At 65.3% G+C, this 14,308-nt stretch carries 14 protein-coding genes; 9 read left to right on the top strand and 5 right to left on the bottom strand.

Features of this window, described 5'->3' with window-relative positions; translation table 11 throughout:
- Window positions 1-4 precede the first annotated feature (4 nt).
- From WBB14_RS10590 to WBB14_RS10575, 4 genes are all read right to left on the bottom strand, one after another.
- The gene (locus tag WBB14_RS10590) at window positions 5-349 is read right to left on the bottom strand and encodes an antibiotic biosynthesis monooxygenase family protein (protein ID WP_424239782.1); all 345 of its coding nucleotides are present in this window, start codon (window positions 347-349) and stop codon (window positions 5-7) included.
- Window positions 346-1,449, bottom strand: coding sequence for a cytochrome (locus WBB14_RS10585; protein ID WP_424239781.1), 1,104 nt, complete (start codon window positions 1,447-1,449; stop codon window positions 346-348). Before WBB14_RS10585 ends, WBB14_RS10590 begins: the two co-directional genes overlap by 4 nt.
- Window positions 1,450-1,521: 72 nt before the next feature.
- Window positions 1,522-2,382: an NAD-dependent epimerase/dehydratase family protein gene (locus WBB14_RS10580; RefSeq protein ID WP_424239780.1), complete on the bottom strand. Its 861-nt coding sequence runs from the start codon at window positions 2,380-2,382 to the stop codon at window positions 1,522-1,524.
- Window positions 2,383-2,457: 75 nt separating this feature from the next.
- A complete protein-coding gene (locus tag WBB14_RS10575) occupies window positions 2,458-4,104 on the bottom strand; it encodes an electron transfer flavoprotein-ubiquinone oxidoreductase (RefSeq protein WP_424239779.1) in 1,647 nt (548 codons plus the stop codon).
- Between the two features lie 112 nt (window positions 4,105-4,216).
- Here WBB14_RS10575 and WBB14_RS10570 point away from each other — a divergent pair, with 112 nt between their 5' ends.
- The 3 genes from WBB14_RS10570 to WBB14_RS10560 all read left to right on the top strand — a co-directional run bounded on the left by WBB14_RS10570 (window position 4,217) and on the right by WBB14_RS10560 (window position 6,228).
- The gene (locus WBB14_RS10570) at window positions 4,217-4,666 is read left to right on the top strand and encodes an acyl-CoA thioesterase (RefSeq protein ID WP_332014433.1); all 450 of its coding nucleotides are present in this window, start codon (window positions 4,217-4,219) and stop codon (window positions 4,664-4,666) included.
- Between the two features lie 198 nt (window positions 4,667-4,864).
- Window positions 4,865-5,563: a CoA transferase subunit A gene (locus WBB14_RS10565; protein ID WP_013392274.1), complete on the top strand. Its 699-nt coding sequence runs from the start codon at window positions 4,865-4,867 to the stop codon at window positions 5,561-5,563.
- An 11-nt stretch (window positions 5,564-5,574) separates the two neighbouring features.
- Window positions 5,575-6,228, top strand: coding sequence for a CoA transferase subunit B (locus WBB14_RS10560; RefSeq protein ID WP_013392275.1), 654 nt, complete (start codon window positions 5,575-5,577; stop codon window positions 6,226-6,228).
- A gap of 49 nt (window positions 6,229-6,277) precedes the next feature.
- Here WBB14_RS10560 and WBB14_RS10555 read toward each other — a convergent pair whose 3' ends face one another.
- The gene (locus WBB14_RS10555; RefSeq protein ID WP_424239778.1) at window positions 6,278-6,736 is read right to left on the bottom strand and encodes a GNAT family N-acetyltransferase; all 459 of its coding nucleotides are present in this window, start codon (window positions 6,734-6,736) and stop codon (window positions 6,278-6,280) included.
- Between the two features lie 186 nt (window positions 6,737-6,922).
- Between WBB14_RS10555 and WBB14_RS10550 the strand changes: the two genes are divergently transcribed.
- The 6 genes from WBB14_RS10550 to gsiD all read left to right on the top strand — a co-directional run bounded on the left by WBB14_RS10550 (window position 6,923) and on the right by gsiD (window position 14,236).
- The gene (locus tag WBB14_RS10550; protein WP_424239777.1) at window positions 6,923-7,798 is read left to right on the top strand and encodes a MurR/RpiR family transcriptional regulator; all 876 of its coding nucleotides are present in this window, start codon (window positions 6,923-6,925) and stop codon (window positions 7,796-7,798) included.
- Window positions 7,795-8,775 carry an isoaspartyl peptidase/L-asparaginase gene (locus tag WBB14_RS10545; protein ID WP_332011534.1) on the top strand — a complete coding sequence of 327 codons (981 nt, stop codon included), beginning with the start codon at window positions 7,795-7,797 and terminating at the stop codon, window positions 8,773-8,775. The genes WBB14_RS10550 and WBB14_RS10545 overlap by 4 nt, the downstream gene beginning before the upstream one ends.
- Before the next feature lie 44 nt (window positions 8,776-8,819).
- The gene (locus WBB14_RS10540) at window positions 8,820-10,700 is read left to right on the top strand and encodes a dipeptide ABC transporter ATP-binding protein (protein WP_424239776.1); all 1,881 of its coding nucleotides are present in this window, start codon (window positions 8,820-8,822) and stop codon (window positions 10,698-10,700) included.
- Window positions 10,701-10,765: 65 nt separating this feature from the next.
- A complete protein-coding gene (gene gsiB / locus WBB14_RS10535; protein WP_424239775.1) occupies window positions 10,766-12,319 on the top strand; it encodes a glutathione ABC transporter substrate-binding protein GsiB in 1,554 nt (517 codons plus the stop codon).
- Between the two features lie 89 nt (window positions 12,320-12,408).
- Window positions 12,409-13,329, top strand: coding sequence for a glutathione ABC transporter permease GsiC (gene gsiC / locus WBB14_RS10530; protein ID WP_057284822.1), 921 nt, complete (start codon window positions 12,409-12,411; stop codon window positions 13,327-13,329).
- Window positions 13,330-13,336: 7 nt separating this feature from the next.
- Window positions 13,337-14,236 carry a glutathione ABC transporter permease GsiD gene (gene gsiD, locus WBB14_RS10525; protein ID WP_332011536.1) on the top strand — a complete coding sequence of 300 codons (900 nt, stop codon included), beginning with the start codon at window positions 13,337-13,339 and terminating at the stop codon, window positions 14,234-14,236.
- Window positions 14,237-14,308: the final 72 nt, after the last annotated feature.

Raw genomic sequence — 14,308 nt, 5'->3', positions numbered from 1 at the left:
GGCTTCAGCCGTGGCGGTCGCGGCTGTCGGCGGGCGCCGCGTCGCGCTGATTCATGCCGTAGTCGCGCAGCACCTGCGCCACGCGCAGGCGATAGTTGGCGAAGACGCCGCCGCGCCCGGCTTCCTGGGCCCGGCGGTGCGACTCCAGCGTGCGCCAGCGCTTGACCGATTCTTCGTCCCGCCAGAACGACAGCGACAGGAGCTTGCCCGGCTCGGTCAGGCTCTGGAAGCGTTCCACCGAAATGAAGCCGTCCATGGCCTTCAATTCGTCGATCAGGCCGGCCGCGATGTGTAGATACGGGTTGGGGTCGCCGTGGGCGGGTTCGACTTCGAATATCACTGCGATCATGGTGCGGGTTCCTCGGAAAAATCAAACTGGGGCACGCGTGCGTTCGGCAGCGGCCGGTAGCGGAAACGGGCCGCGAGCGCGGCGGCGTCGATGCCTGCGCGCAGCAGGTGGCTGAGCGCGCCCGCCGCATGCTGATGGGCGGGCAGGCGGCCGGGGCATGCATGCCCGTACGCGCCGAAAGTCCAGTGCGCTTCGGGCTGTACCGTGGCTGCCGCGGCCAGCACCAGCAGCACGGTCTGGCCGGCAGCGATGCGCTGGCCGCCGATGTCGATGTCGGCGGCGAGAAACCGCCGCGTGTTGTGCAGCGGCGGGTCAATGCGTTCGACTTGATCCATCAGCGCCAGCGCGGCCTCGTCCGTAAGGTCGTCCGGCGTGCCGTGTCGCCCGGCCAGGATGATCGCGTTTCCCAGCAAACCCGCGCCCGCTTCACAGGACTGGAACAGCAGGCCGGCCAAGTTGGCGGCCAGCAGCGCGGGCGCGATGCCCGCCCGCGCGCCGTCCTCACGCAGTCTGCGCAAGGCTGGGACGGCGTCGGGGGCCTGCAGATGCGATTCCAGACGGGTTTGCAGGCGCTGCGCGGCGGCGTGTCCAGCCTCGATGCGATCCGCCGTGGCGGTGGCGGGCAGCGCCGGCAGAAACGCCGCGATGTCCGCCGCGCAATCGGCGTACAGGCCAGGCGGCAAACCCAGGAAAGCGGCTTGCCCATGCACCGGCGCGGCGCTTAGGTAGCGGTCGACGGCCATGGCGTTCAACGGCCTCGGATCCGGCCAGGCGGGTGGGCAGGCCTGGGCGTCTAGCTCGCGGATGAATGCGCTCAGCAAGGCCTTCACTTGCAGGTGCGCTGCGCTGTCGTTCATGCGTACGAAGCGGCCGAACAGCTCGCCCGCCGGCCCGGGACACAATCCCTTGGGTACCGGCTCCGCCACGGGGCGCACGCGCGCGGCAGGGTGTTGCATGATGGCCGCTATCGTGTCCGGATGGCTGGCGATCCACAGGTCCAGCGTCGCTTCGCGATACAGCGGCCGCTCTCGCGCCAGCGCGGCGTAGTAGGGGTAGGGGTCAGGGTGAGTGACTGCCTGCAGGGGATGGGCGGGATGCATGGCCTTGGCCGGTGGTGAATCCGACCGCCAGTATCGTCCAGCCTGGATGACGACGATTCGATGCGCAGCGAACTATGCCTGCGGCGCTCCGGTGCCGTCGGTTGCGGCCAGCAGCGCGGCATAGCCCAGCCGCGAGTCCGGCCATTGCAGCGTGAAGCCGCTGGCGCGCAGCCGGGCGTTGCTGAGCTTCTTGCTGCCGACGTTGGCGGGCGCGGGCGCTTCGCGCGGCGCGGGGGCGCCGATCTGCCTGGCCAGGTCGGCGTATAGCTCATGCAGGGGCAGGGGCGTGTCGTCGCAGCCTATGTAGACTGGCGCCGCTTCGGGCAGGAGGGCCAGGTGGACCACGGCCGCGGCGGCGTCATCGATGTGGATGCGGTTGGCCCAGTGTTCGGGCCGGGTCGGCGCGCCGGCCGCGCCTTGGCGCAAGCGTTCGATCAATTGCAGGCGTCCGGGGCCGTACAGGCCCGCCAGCCGCAAGGTGGTGGCGGGCAGGCCGCAGGCCGCCAGCGCGGCTTCGGCTTCGAGCAGCACTTGCCCGTTGACGCCCAGCGGCGCGGGCGGCGTTTCTTCGTCGACCCATCCGCCTTCATGTTCGCCATAGACCGCGCTGGACGAGACGAACACGACGCGCTTGAGCTGCGTAGCGTCCAGCGCGTCCAGCACGTGCTTCAGGCCGTCGATGAAGACCGCGCGGTACGCGGCTGCTGCGCGGGCGCCGGGCGCAGGCAGGTGTATGAGCCGCGTGACGCCCAGGGGCAGGGCGGGCAGCGCGTCAGCGCGGGAGATATCGCCCCGCAGCCAGCGTATGCCGTCCGCATCTCCGGCCGGCGGATGGCGGCGCAGCGCGTAGACTTCGTCGCCGCGCGCCAGGAAGCGCCGGGCTGCCCGCTGGCCCAGGTCGCCGCAGCCGATGAGGAGTATGCGTTCGGTCATGGAATAGTCCTTCTGGTCGAAAGAAAGGCGCCCCGCGGGGCGCCTTCGGTGGCCGGGCGCTGGCGTCCGGTCGCTTTACATGCCGCTGTAGACGGGGCCTTCGCCGCCTTGCGGGGCGACCCATACGATGTTCTGGGTGGGGTCCTTGATGTCGCAGGTCTTGCAGTGCACGCAGTTCTGCGCATTGATCTGCAGGCGGTCCTCGCCGTGGTCGTCCTTGATGAACTCGTACACGCCCGCCGGGCAGTAGCGCGATTCCGGGCCGCCATATTTGGCCAGGTTGACCTGTACCGGTATGGACGGATCCTTCAGCGTCAGGTGGATGGGCTCGTTTTCGTCATGGTTGGTGTTCGAAATGAACACCGAGCTGAGCTTGTCGAAGGTGAGCTTGCCGTCGGGCTTGGGATAATCGATGCGCGCGCACTGCGATGCGGGTTGCAGACAGGCATGGTCGGGCTTGTTGTGGCGCAGGCTCCAGGGCATTTTGCCCTTGAGCAGCAGCTGTTCGACGCCGGTCATCACGGTGGCGACGGTGCGGCCCTTCTTGAACCACTGCTTGAAGTTGCGCGCCTTGTTCAGCTCCGCGTGCAGCCAGGAGGCCTCGAAGGCCGCGGGATAGGCGGCCAGCTCGTCCTGGCGGCGGTCGGCGACCAGCGCGTCGAAGGCGGCTTCGGCGGCCAGCTTGCCGGACTTGATGGCGGCATGGCTGCCCTTGATGCGGGAGGCGTTGAGGAAGCCGGCCTCGCAGCCGACCAGCACGCCGCCCGGGAAGGTCAGCTTGGGCAGGGCCAGCAGGCCGCCCGCGGTGATGGCGCGCGCGCCGTAGGCGATGCGCTTGCCGCCTTCGAAGGTGCCGCGGATGGCGGGGTGCGTCTTGTAGCGCTGGAATTCGTCGAACGGCGACAGCCAGGGGTTGGCGTAGTCCAGGCCCACGATCATGCCCACCGCCACCAGGTTGTTGTCCAGGTGATAGAGGAACGAGCCGCCGTAGGTGTCGGAGTCCAGCGGCCAGCCGGCGGTGTGGATGACCAGGCCCGGCTTGGACTGGGCCGGATCGACTTCCCACATTTCCTTGATGCCGATGCCGTAGGACTGCGGATTGCGGCCGTCGTCCAGCTTGTAGCGTTCGATCAGCTGGCGGCCCAATTGGCCGCGCGCGCCTTCGGCGAACACGGTGTAGCGGGCATGCAGTTCCATGCCGGGCTGGTAGTGGTCGGTGTGCGAGCCGTCGCGGGCTACGCCCATGTCGCCGGTGGCCACGCCGCGGACGGCGCCGTTTTCGTCGTACAACAGTTCCACGGCCGCAAAGCCGGGGAAGATGTCCACGCCCAGCGCCTCGGCCTGTTCGCCCATCCACTTCACCACGTCGCCCAGGCGGACGATGTAGTTGCCTTCGTTGTGGAAACAGGGCGGCAGCAGCCAGTTGGGCGTGGTGCGCGCGCCGGTTTCGGACAGGAACATGAACTTGTCATGCGTGACGGGCACGTTCAGCGGCGCGCCTTTTTCCTTCCAGTCGGGGATGAGCTCGGTCAGCGCCAGCGGGTCCATGACGGCGCCGGACAGGATGTGGGCACCCAACTCCGCGCCCTTTTCCAGTACGCAGACGCCGATTTCCTGATTCTTTTCAGCGGCCAGCTGCTTAAGACGGATTGCAGTGGCCAGGCCGGCGGGTCCACCGCCAACCACGACCACGTCATATTCCATCGACTCGCGTTCAGACATTGCAAAGCTCCCCGTATGTATTCCATATATGGCTGGAAGTATTATCGGCGATTGTATTGCAGGCGGAGGTGATGTATGCCTTCGTATTTCTTTTAGCCATATGGAGCAATTGGTGAACGCGGACAAAACCTCAGCGCGGATACTGGCCGTGGGAGATATCCATCAAGTCGAACTGCCCTTGCGGTGGGGCGATTCGGACGCTCTGAACCATCTGAATAACGCAATGTATTTTCGCCTCATGGAAGAGGCCCGGATACAGATACTCTATGGCGCGGGCTTTGCGCTGCCGTCCGATCAGGGCCTGATCCTGGCGCATGCGTCCTGCGATTTCCTGCGTCCCTTGACCTATCCGGCCACGGTGCTCGTGACGCACAAGCTCACGCGCATCGGCCGCTCCAGCGCGGAATTCGAATTGCTGCTGGAGAAGGTAGGCGACGAAGGCGGTCCGTATGCCCGCGCACGCAACGTGCTAGTCTGGATGGACTATACGGTCAATGCGTCCGCCCCGTGGCCGCAAGAGGTGCTGTCCAAACTGGGCGCCATGTTCAAGCCCGCGGCTTGACGCGGCGCTTCGGGCGGACCGGCCAAAATAGCGCGTGCTTTGACCGGGCATGCCGGTAAAATCTAGCGCAAAATCAAAAAAAGCAATAAGGGCGCGCCACCCTCGGCGCCAGCCGCCACAGGGCACCGTACGGTGTTGCTGGGACCGGCGCCGGCAGCCGCGCCCTCTTCGGTTAGACCTTAACTAGGAGTTGGAGCGATGGACAAGGTTTTTGCAAGCGCCCAGGAGGCGCTGGCAGGCATCGTCAAGGACGGCCAGATGATCGCCGTGGGCGGTTTCGGCCTTTGCGGCATTCCCGAAGCCCTGATCGCAGCATTGCGCGATTCGGGCGTCAAGGACCTCACTTGCATCAGCAACAATGCCGGCGTCGACGGCTTCGGCCTCGGCCAGTTGCTCAATACGCGCCAGGTCCGCAAGATGATCGCGTCCTACGTGGGCGAGAACAAGGAATTCGAACGCCAGTTCCTGTCCGGCGAACTCGAACTCGAGTTCACGCCCCAGGGCACGCTGGCCGAGAAGCTGCGCGCCGGCGGCGCCGGCATTCCGGCCTTCTTCACCCGCACCGGCGTGGGCACCATCGTCGCCGACGGCAAGGAAATCCGCGAATTCGACGGCCAGCAATACGTGATGGAACGTTCGCTGGTGCCCGACGTGTCGCTGGTCAAGGCGCATATCGCCGACCGCAGCGGCAACCTGGTGTTCCGCAAGACCGCCCGCAACTTCAATCCGAACGTCGCCATGGCGGGCAAGTTCACGGTGGTCGAAGTCGAGGAAATCGTTGATACCGGCAGCCTGGATCCCGATCAGATCCATCTGCCCGGCATCTATGTGCAACGGATCGTGCTGAACGCCACGCCCGAAAAGCGCATCGAACAACGCACCACTCGCCCGGCCTAAGGAGAACAGACATGGCATGGTCCCGCGATGAAATGGCGGCGCGCGCCGCGCGCGAGCTGCAAGACGGCTTTTATGTGAACCTGGGCATCGGCTTGCCGACCCTGGTGGCCAACCACGTGCCCAAGGGCATGGAAGTGTGGCTGCAGTCCGAAAACGGCCTGCTGGGCATCGGCCCGTTCCCCACCGACGATGAGGTCGACGCCGACCTCATCAACGCAGGCAAGCAGACGGTTACGACCTTGCCTGGCTCCTCGATCTTCTCGTCGGCCGATTCGTTTGCGATGATCCGCGGCGGCAAGATCAACCTGGCCATCCTCGGCGCCATGCAGGTGTCCGAAAAGGGCGACCTGGCCAACTGGATGATTCCGGGCAAGATGGTCAAGGGCATGGGCGGCGCCATGGACCTGGTGGCGGGCGTGGGCCGCGTCGTGGTCCTGATGGAGCACGTGGCCAAGAAGAAGGACGGCACCGAAGACGTCAAGCTGCTGGCGGAATGCAACCTGCCGCTGACGGGCGTGGGCGTGGTCGACCTGATCATCACCGACCTGGGCGTGATGGAAGTCACCGAAAACGGCCTCAAGCTGCTGGAAACGGCGCCGGGCGTGACGGTGGACGAGATCAAGTCCAAGACGCAAGCCAAGCTGGACGTGTCGGCGGTCAAGTAATCCGCCAACCGCTGCATCAATGAAAACGCCCCGCAAGGGGCGTTTTTCTTTATGCCGTTTCGTCCAGTCGCATTCCCACATGGGGAATGCCGTCCTCGATGTATTCCTCGGTGACCTGCACAAAGCCGTGTCCACCGTAGTAATTGCGCAAGCGGGCCTGGGCGCCCAGGTACATGGCGCGGCCGGGCCAGCGCTGGCGCACTTCCAGCATCGCGTGGCGGATCAGTTCGTGGCCCAGGCCCTGGCCGCGCGTCCACGGCGCCGTGATGACGCGCCCGATCTCGATCTGGCCGTCCTTCAGCGACGGATCCAGGATGCGGCAGTAGGCCGCGAGCTTGCCGTCCTGCCAGGCCATCAGGTGGGACGTCTGGCCGACCAGGTCCTTGCCGTCCATGTCCTGGAAGATGCAATTCTGTTCAATAACAAAGACTTCCGTGCGCAGCCGCAGGATCGCGTAGATCTCGGTCACGGTCAGGTCCTGGTGGGCTTTGCAGATCCAATCGGGCATTGCGTCTATCCGGCGTGGCTGGGAAAAGGGGAGCGCGCTTAGCGTAACTCAAACCGGCCCCGTTTCTTTTGAAGCACTGTTACATATATTCACGGGTATACCCTTAGTATGAAAATCTATTTTCTTATCTAAAATTTGCTTGTAAACAGATTTACATAAACGCCAGCTACACCACCTCTCGCATCGATGAACAAGGCCGCACTTACGATTGCTGACCGGATCGCCCGGGCCCAGCCCGCGCTGAGCCGTACTCAGCACAAGATGGCCGAGTATGTGCTGGCGCACCAGTTCCGCGCCGCCACCATGACCATCGACGAATTCGCGGCGGCGGTGGGGGTTTCGGTAGCCACGGCCAACCGCTTCGCGCGCGCCCTGGACCTGCCGGGCTACCCGCAGTTCCGCGCCGAACTGGCGCGCGGCTTCGAGGCCGCGCTGGAACCCGTGGAAAAGCTGCGCACCGAGCTCGCGCATTCCGCCAGCGCCGTGCAGATCTTCGCCGCCACGCTGGAAGAAGACATCCGCAACGCTCAGCGTAATCTGCAGTCGCTGGATGCCACCGCCTGCGAGCAGGCAGTAGAAGCCATCCTGGCCGCCGACCGCGTCTTCATCATCGGTTTCGGCGCCAGCGGTTTCCTGGCCGGCCTGTTGCAGCGCGGCCTGTGCATGCACCTGCATTCCGTCGAATCGCTGGCCGGTCCCGGCGGCGTGTCGCACGCGGCGCGCCAGATGGCGCGGATGACGGCTAAGGACCTGGTGATCGCCATCGGCTTTCCGCGCTACCTGGCCGACACGGTGACCCTGGCCGGCGCGGCCAAGCAGGCCGGCGTGCCGGTGCTGGTGCTGACCGACAAGCCCACGTCTCCGCTGGCGCCCACGGCTTCCGTGGTGCTGTACGCGTACTCCGCGCGCCAGCTGATTCCCAATTCCGAAACCGCTGCGCTGGGGCTGATTGAAGCCCTGTCCTCGGCAGTGGCCTATCGGGCCAAGAATTCCGTCGCGGCCGCCGCTGGGGTGACCCAGTCCGTCATGCCGTGGCTCATCCATGGAGTAGGTAAACGATGATTCAACCCGTGATCGCGATTCACGGTGGCGCTGGCGCGATGTCCCGCGCCGCCATGTCGCCCGAGAAAGAACAGGAGTACCTGAGCGCGCTGGAATCCATCCTGACTGCCGGGCAGGCCGTGCTGGCCCGCGGCGGCAGCGCCCTGGACGCCGTGACGGAAGCCGTGCGCCTGCTGGAAGACTGTCCGCTGTTCAATGCCGGCCATGGCGCCGTATTTACCAGCGCCGCCACGCATGAGCTGGACGCCGCCATCATGGACGGCGCCACGCTGCGCTCGGGCGCGATCGCCGGCGTGCACCGCGTGCGCAACCCGATCTTCGCCGCGCGCAAGGTCATGGAAAACAGCAAGCACGTGTTCTTCGTGGGCGAGGGCGCCGAAGCCTACGCCAAGCAAGAGGGCGTGGAACTGGTCGATCCTTCGTATTTCTCCACCGAAGCCCGCCGCGAGCAGCTGCTGCGCGTGCAGCGCGAAACGCCGGAAGCGGCAGTGCTGGATCACGACGGCCAGGCCCTGGTCGCGCGCGGCCAGCCCGCACCGGCCGATCCGCTGGATGCGGACAAGAAGTTCGGCACGGTGGGCGCTGTGGCGGTGGATGCGCAGGGCAACCTGGCCGCGGCCACGTCGACCGGCGGCATCACCAACAAGCAGGTCGGCCGCGTGGGTGATGCGCCGCTGATCGGCGCCGGCACCTATGCCAGCAACAAGACCTGCGCCGTGTCCACCACGGGCACCGGCGAAATGTTCATCCGCATGGTTGCCGCCTACGACGTGGCGGCCCAGATGGAATATTGCGGCGCGTCGCTGGAAGCGGCCGCCGATCGCGTCGTGCATGAAAAGCTGCCCACCATCGACGGCAAGGGCGGCTTGGTGGCCGTTGACGCCCAGGGCAATGTGGCCTTGCCGTTCAACACGGAAGGCATGTATCGGGGTTACGCCCGCGTCGGCGAGAAGCCGGTCACCGCTATCTACCGATAAGCGGCGGCGGGTTCGTTTTTTCAGTATTTGGGGAATCAAAAGAGATGGTTGATCGCGCAAACAGCCTGGCGCTGCCGGAAAACCGCGTGGTCCAGGTCGACGACCTGACGGTGCGCTTCGTGGGATCGGAGCGTACGGTCGAAGCCGTGCGCAATCTGTCGTTCCATGTGGACCGGGGCGAGACCCTGGCCATCGTGGGCGAATCGGGTTCGGGCAAATCGGTGACGTCCCTGGCGCTCATGCGTCTGGTGGAACATGGCGGCGGGCGCATCGCCCAGGGCAGCATGGCCCTGCGGCGGCGCAACGGTTCCGTGATCGACCTGGCCGGATCGAGCCAACGCGTCATGCGCAATGTGCGCGGCGCGGACATGGCCATGATCTTCCAGGAGCCGATGACCTCCTTGAACCCGGTCTTCACCGCCGGCGACCAGATCGCCGAATCGATCCGCCAGCACCAGGGCAAGGACGCCGCGGCCGCTCGCGCCGAGGCGCTGCGCATGCTGGAGCAGGTGCGCATTCCGGAAGCCAAGTCGGTGCTGGACCGCTACCCGCACCAGTTGTCGGGCGGCATGCGCCAGCGCGTGATGATCGCCATGGCGCTGGCCTGCAAGCCGGCGCTGCTGATCGCCGACGAACCCACCACCGCGCTGGACGTCACCATCCAGGCGCAGATCCTGCAACTGATCCGCCAGCTGCAGGAAGAAATGCACATGGGCGTGGTGTTCATCACCCACGACATGGGCGTGGTCGCCGAAGTGGCCGATCGCGTGCTGGTCATGTACCGCGGCGACAAGGTCGAGGAAGGCCCGTCCGAGCAGGTGTTCGCTTCGCCGCAGCACAGCTACACCAAGGCGCTGCTGTCGGCCGTGCCGAAGCTGGGCGCCATGCAGGGCACCGATCTGCCGGCGCGCTTTCCGCTGCTGCAGGCCGAGGGCCAGGCCCAGCCTGAAGCCGCTCCCGTCAGCGCGCAGCCCGCGCCGGACGCCAAGCGCGAGCCCATCCTCAGCGTACGCAAGCTGGTTACCCGCTTCGATCTGCGCGGCGGCATCATGAGCCGCGTGCAGCGCCGCGTGCACGCCGTGGAGCAAGTCAGCTTCGACCTGTATCCCGGCGAGACGCTGTCGCTGGTGGGCGAATCCGGTTGCGGCAAGTCCACCACCGGCCGTTCGCTGCTGCGTCTGGTGGACAGCCAGGGCGGCGAGATCCGCTTCGGCGGCCGCGACATCGTGCGCCTGAAGAACACCGAGCTTCAGTCCCTGCGCCGCGACATCCAGTTCGTGTTCCAGGATCCGTTCGCCTCGCTGGACCCGCGCGTGACGGTTGGCTTCTCCATCATGGAGCCGCTGCTGGTGCACGGCGTGGCCAAGGGCCGCGACGCCGAACGCCGCGTGGCCGAATTGCTGGAGCGGGTGGGCTTGCCGGCGGAAATGGCGCAGCGCTATCCGCACGAATTCTCCGGCGGCCAGCGCCAGCGCATCTGCATTGCGCGCGCCCTGGCCCTGAACCCCAAGGTCGTGATCGCGGACGAATCGGTGTCGGCGCTGGACGTGTCGATCCAGGCGCAGATCGTGAACCTGCTGATCGACCTGCAGCGCGACATGGGCATTTCCTTCCTGTTCATCTCGCACGACATGGCCGTGGTCGAGCGCGTCAGCCATCGCGTGGCCGTGATGTACCTGGGCCAGATCGTGGAGATCGGCCCGCGCCGCGCCATTTTCGAGAATCCGCAGCACCCTTACACCAAGAAGCTGATGTCCGCCGTGCCGATCGCCGATCCGGCGCGCCGCCACATGAAGCGCACGCTGTTGTCCGACGAAATCCCCAGCCCCATCCGCAAGCTCGACGACGAGCCGGTGGTGCAGCCGCTGGTGCAGGTCGGAACGGATCACTTCGTCGCCCGGCATCCGGTCGGCGGAGCGTATTGAGTCAGTTGACGTACTTGTTTTTCTTCCACCAAACCCCCTAATTCCTTACGGAACCAGGAGTTGCAATGATGAAAGTTCTGCGCCCCACCAAACTGATGGCCGCCGCCGCGCTGGCCTTCGGCGTGATCGCGTCGCCGCTGGCGCATGCCGCCAAGGACGTGACGTTCGCCGTCTCCATCGCGCTGGAAACGCTCGATCCGTACAACACCAACAGCACGCTGAACCAGGCGGCCGGCAAGGCCTACTACGAAGGCCTGTTTGAATTCGACAAGGACCTGAAGGTCCAGAAGGTGCTGGCCACCGACTACACCGTTAGCGAAGACGGCCTGGTCTACACGTTCACGCTGCGTCCCGGCGTGAAGTTCCACGACGGCACCGATTTCAACGCCGAAGCCGTCAAGATCAACTTCGACCGCCCGGCCAACCCGGACAACCGCCTGTCGCGCTACATCCAGTTCAGCGTCATCGAAAAGACCGAAGTGGTCGATCCGATGACCATCAAGATCACGCTGAAGAAGCCGTTCTCGGCCTTCATCAACGCGCTGGCCCACCCGGCCGCCATGATGATCTCGCCCGCTGCCCTGGCCAAGTACGGCAAGGAAATCGGCTTCCACCCCGTGGGCACCGGTCCCTTCGAATTCGTCGAATGGAAGCCGGCCGAGTACCTGAAGGTCAAGAAGTTCGACGGCTACTGGAAGAAGGGCTACCCCAAGGTCGATACGCTGACCTTCCGCACCGTGACCGACAACAATACCCGCGCCGCCGTGGTGCAGACGGGGGAGGCGCAGTTCGCTTTCCCGGTGCCGTTCGAGCAGGCCGCCGTGCTGAAGAAGAACGACAAGCTGGACGTGGTCGATCACCAGAACTCGATCATGGCGCGCTACCTGTCGATGAACACGCAGCAAAAGCCGTTCGACAACGTCAAGGTGCGTGAAGCCATCAACTACGCCATCAACAAGGAAGCCCTGGCCAAGGTCGCTTTCTCGGGTTACGCCACCATTGTGGACGGCGTGGTGCCGACGGGCGTGGACTTCGCCCACAAGACGGGTCCGTGGCCCTACGACATCAAGAAGGCCAAGGCGTTGCTGGCTGAAGCCGGCTACCCCAACGGCTTCGAAAGCCAGCTGTGGTCCGCCTATAACGACGGCACCTCGGTGAAGGTGGTCCAGTTCCTGCAGCAGCAGCTGGCGCAAGTCGGCATCAAGGTGTCGGTCGAAGTGCTGGAATCGGGCCAACGCGTGCAACGCGTGCAGCAGGTGCAGAAGCCTGAGGACGCCAAGGTCCGCATGTACTACGCCGGCTGGTCGTCCTCGACCGGCGAAGCCGACTGGGGCCTGCGTCCGCTGCTGACCACCGCCGCCTTCCCGCCGGTGCTCAACAACGTGTCGTATTACTCGAACAAGTCGGTGGACGACGGCATCCAGCAAGCCCTGGCCACGACCGACCGCGCCAAGAAGACCGAAATCTACAAGAACGTTCAGGAAACCATCTGGAAGGACGCCCCGTGGGCCTTCCTGGTGACCCAGAACAACCTGTACGTGAAGTCGAAGAACCTGTCGGGCGTGTACGTTGAGCCGGACACCTCGTTCTGGTTCGGCGACATCGATCTGAAGCAGTAAATCTGGCGGTAACTCTCGGGGCCTGCGCGCCCCTGTAAGGCCACATACGGCGGGGGCGCGGTGTCCCCGCCGATGTTGCAGGAATTTCAATGCTGACCTACATCGTCAAACGTCTTTTGGGCATGATCCCCACGCTGCTGCTGGTGGCCGTGGTCGTGTTCCTGTTTGTGCACATGCTTCCGGGCGACCCGGCGCGACTGGCCGCGGGCCAGGAGGCCGACCAGCAAACCGTCGAGCTCGTGCGCAAGGAACTTGGGCTGGATCTGCCCCTGCCGCAGCAGTTCGTGCGCTACTTCAGCCACATGCTGCAAGGCGACCTGGGTACCTCCTTGCGTACCAAGCGCCCCGTCTCGACCGAAATCGCCGACCGTTTCATGCCCACCCTGTGGCTGACGCTTGCCAGCATGGTCTGGTCAGTGTCCTTCGGCATGATCATCGGCATCGTGTCGGCGGTATGGCGCAATCGCTGGCCCGACCGTCTCGGCATGACGCTGGCGGTGTCCGGCATCTCGTTCCCCGCGTTCGCGCTGGGCATGATGCTGATGCAGGTGTTCTCCGTGAATCTGGGCTGGCTGCCTACCGTGGGCGCCTCGACCTGGCAACACTACATTCTTCCGTCCATCACGCTGGGCGCCGCAGTGGCTGCCGTGATGGCGCGTTTCACCCGGGCTTCCTTCGTGGAAGTCATCCAGGAAGACTTCGTGCGGACCGCCCGCGCCAAGGGCCTGACCGAGCGCCGCGTCGTGATCAAGCACGCGCTGCGCAATGCGCTGATCCCCGTCGTCACCATGATGGGCCTGCAGTTCGGCTTCCTGCTGGGCGGCTCGATCGTGGTCGAGACCGTGTTCAACTGGCCCGGCCTAGGCCGTCTGCTGGTGGACGCCGTGACCCAGCGCGACTATCCGGTGATCCAGGGCCTGGTGCTGCTGTTCTCGCTGGAATTCATCCTGATCAACCTGATTGTCGACGTGCTCTATGGCGTCATCAATCCCAGCATCCGTTACAAGTGAGGCGGCCATGAGCAACACGACACCCGCCACGACCATCGCCGCCGCTCCCAAGAACGACGTGCGCACGCCCGCCACCGAGTTCTGGCGCAAATTCAAGAAGCAGAAGCTCGCCGTCGGCGCCGGCATCTTCGTCCTGCTGTTGGTCGTCGTCGCGATCTTCGCGCCGTGGATCGTGCCGTTCGACGCGGAGAACTTCTTCGACTACGACGCCCTGAACGCCGGGCCTTCCACCACCCATTGGCTGGGCGTGGATTCGCTGGGCCGCGACATCTTCAGCCGCATCATCATGGGCGCGCGCATTTCGCTGGCCGCGGGCTTCCTGTCGGTCGCCATGGGCGCCGTCGTCGGCACCTTCATGGGCCTGATGGCGGGCTACTACGAAGGCTGGTGGGAGCGCATCACGATGCGGATCTCCGACGTGCTGCTGGCGTTCCCCGGCATGCTGCTGGCCATCGGCGTGGTCGCCATCCTGGGTTCCAGCATGATCAACGTGATCGTGGCCGTGGCTGTTTTCAGCGTGCCGGCGTTTGCCCGCCTGGTGCGCGGCAACACGCTGTCGATCAAGCAGATGACCTACGTCGAAGCGGTCAAGAGCGTGGGCGCGTCCGACTGGACCATCATCATGCGCCACATCCTGCCCGGCACGATCTCGCCCATCGTGGTGTACGGCACGATGCGCATCGGCACCTCCATCATCACCGCGGCCAGCCTGTCGTTCCTGGGCATGGGCGCATCGCCTCCCACCCCGGAGTGGGGCGCGATGCTGAACGAAGCGCGCGCCGACATGGTGATTGCCCCGCACGTGGCGATCTTCCCGGCGCTGGCGATCTTCCTGACCGTTCTGGCGTTCAACCTGCTGGGCGACGGCCTGCGCGACGCGCTCGATCCCAAGATCGACCGCAAGTAAGCCTGCCGCCGGAACTCCCTGGAGGGCCGGCATGGAGGGCGGTTATTTCCGCCGCCGCCCCAGTCCGCCACG

Source organism: Achromobacter sp., from assembly GCF_049647645.1.
Classification (GTDB): domain Bacteria; phylum Pseudomonadota; class Gammaproteobacteria; order Burkholderiales; family Burkholderiaceae_B; genus Achromobacter.
This window is presented reverse-complemented; position numbering and strand designations above follow the sequence as displayed.